At 45.9% G+C, this 2,580-nt stretch carries 2 protein-coding genes; one reads left to right on the forward strand and one right to left on the reverse strand.

The genetic code is table 11. The features are described from left to right. Window positions 1-115: 115 nt before the first annotated feature. Window positions 116-1,942, reverse strand: coding sequence for a HEAT repeat domain-containing protein (locus PF479_RS07975; RefSeq protein WP_298004612.1), 1,827 nt, complete (start codon window positions 1,940-1,942; stop codon window positions 116-118). A gap of 41 nt (window positions 1,943-1,983) precedes the next feature. Between PF479_RS07975 and PF479_RS07980 the strand changes: the two genes are divergently transcribed. Next, window positions 1,984-2,580 (forward strand): UTP--glucose-1-phosphate uridylyltransferase (locus PF479_RS07980; RefSeq protein ID WP_298004614.1); only part of this gene is annotated, 597 nt, incomplete at its 3' end.

Genomic DNA, 2,580 nt, shown 5'->3' on the forward strand with positions numbered 1-2,580 from the left:
TCATCTCTTCTTCGTCACTCAATTGTCAAATATGCTCGATATTCTCCTCATTCGTTCCTAAAATAGAAGAAAAATCTCTAAAAATAGTTTCAAAAGCACTAAGTCCGACAGACTGCTAAAGGTTCTCAGGAATAGGAGAACTCTTTGATGACAAAGTTCTGAAATAATCATAATCACGAAGAACTGCCTGGATATCAAGGGAGTAGCGCAGAAAAACCAGCATGGCCAGGTTCTGGATATCCGAACTGAGAACCCTCCAGCTTTCGGCTAACTGTTTTCTGCTATAAATATACCGGCTGACCATTGAGATTTCATTGCTATCGGCCATAGCCCCGAAGCGGAAAGCCGACTCCCGAAATGACAAGGAAGAATGATCAAACTGAGACGCCGCATCCCGCAGCTGTTTTGACTCGGTCAGCCAGGCGTCCTCGCCTGTATCAAAATATTGGTGCATATAAGAGAAGGATCCCTGCCGGCTCAGTTCGGCATTGATCAGAGCATCCTCCCATTCCCTGTAGAAATATAAATATCGATTGGACTCGGGATCACGCATTCCTCTGATCTCCTGATATTGTCTTGTATTTAATTCAATTTCATAGAGATTCAACAAGGCAGAAACAACCCGATTGGGCAATGAAACACGATTGAGGTACATGAGAATTTCCTTTTCGGTCATAGATTCAAAAAAATAGAATATGAGATTCACAGGATAATCATTTTTCTCACTGTCATACACAAGTGATGCAGCCCTCTGATCGACCAGAAGAATCAATGCCTGGTTTTGAATTTCCTGATTACCATGATCCAGGGTATCTATCAGAAAAGGGAAAGCTGCTGAACCGAAAGACATCACTGTATCGATGGCGGTCTGCCTGACAACCAGGCTTTTATGATCGAAATATCCCGACAGAGAGGGAAGACAGCTCTTATCCTTATATCGCCTCAATAAATCAAAAGAGAGCAATAGAGCCGGCTCTTCCATCAGGGGCATCTGCTTCAAGAGTTCAGGGATGGAATCGGGGCCCTGACGAAACAGAATCTCTTCAGACTTGGCAGCCACAAGTGAGTCCTTATCGCTGAGGAGAGAGACTAATACAGGTATACTTTCAGGCTCAAGAATCCCGTCAATCAGCTCCAGGATGCTGAGACGCATTTCTCGTATGCCCGTTATTTTGACAGTTTCATGAAGTGCCGGCAGGGCTTCTTTATCAAATTCGGAGATACCAAATATGGCCGCCCGCCTGACCTCGGGGATAGGATCAAGCATATATTGTATCAGTGAGGGTACTATGTCAGGATTATTAAACCGGGGAAGAGTCTCAACGGCTGTCTGTCTGATTAAAGGTTCCGGACTCTCCAGCAAAGACTGATACCAGGGATTTTCATATTCATTGAGAGCCACAAAAACGCGGGAGGCATTGGCTCTGACAGTGGATCGTTCATCCCCGAAGAGAGTTAAAAGGTATATTGAATCCTCCCGGCTTTCCTTCTTTCTGATTAGATCAATAGAGGCGTAAACAACACTGGACTGAGAAGAATTGAGACCGCGGATGACAGCCTTATACGAGTCTTCCCAGTCTTCCAGTAAAACTCTCTGCGCCTCTGCTGAGAGAATCTCATCATCATCAAGAACGGCAAGAACCAGGGCGTCATAGATTTGGGGTGAGGCATTATGCTCCATCAGTTTGATTGCCGCCAACCTGATTTGGGGATCTGATTCTTCCAGCAGGGAGATCAGGGCACTCTCATCATTCTTGCGGATGGTATACAGCCTGCCCCTCTTCAATATTTCGTCGATGATGATTTGTCTATCGTTTTCGTAGGTCAGACGGAGGGGGTCCAGAACAGAGCAGGAGCTGACAAAGAGGAGTAACACAGTCGCTGAGATGATAATGTGTTTGCCGAGATTCCTTCTGTTGATTTTTTCATCCTCCCTGACCATAATAAACTCAGAGTTTTCTTTTTCCCCTAGGAGTGTACACCATGAAAGGTATAATTGTCGCCGCAGGTTACGGAACCCGCTTTCTACCCGTTACAAAAACCATCCCCAAAGAGATGCTGCCCCTGATCAACAAACCCTCTATCTCCTTCATCGTTGAGGAATTCATTCAATCAGGTATTAAAGATATTATCGTCATAACTTCCAGAAGAAAAAAAGTTCTTGAAGATTTTTTTGATAGAGACGTGGAACTGGAAGGGATTTTCGAAAAAGAAGGAGCCACGGCCAAGCTGGACTTGATCAGCCCAAGTGATGCCCGTTTTGCCTTTATCCGTCAGATGGAAATGAAAGGGACCGGCCATGCACTGCTCCAGGCAGCGTCCCTGATCGGGAATGAACCCTGTATTGTCGCCTACCCTGATGATATTCATATGGGGGAGAAACCACTGAGTGCCCAGTTGATCGAAAGCTATGAAAAAACAGGATGTTCCGTCCTGGCCACCATCCATAATCCGCCCAACCTGGAACGCTACGGAGTTCTTGCTCTCGCAAAGGACGGCATTCACGTCACAGACATAGTGGAAAAACCTCCCATCGGCCAGGCTCCCAGCAAGGAAGTCTCCATCGGACGCTACCTCTAC

It is taken from the genome of Oceanispirochaeta sp. (genome assembly GCF_027859075.1).
Lineage (GTDB): Bacteria > Spirochaetota > Spirochaetia > DSM-2461 > DSM-2461 > Oceanispirochaeta.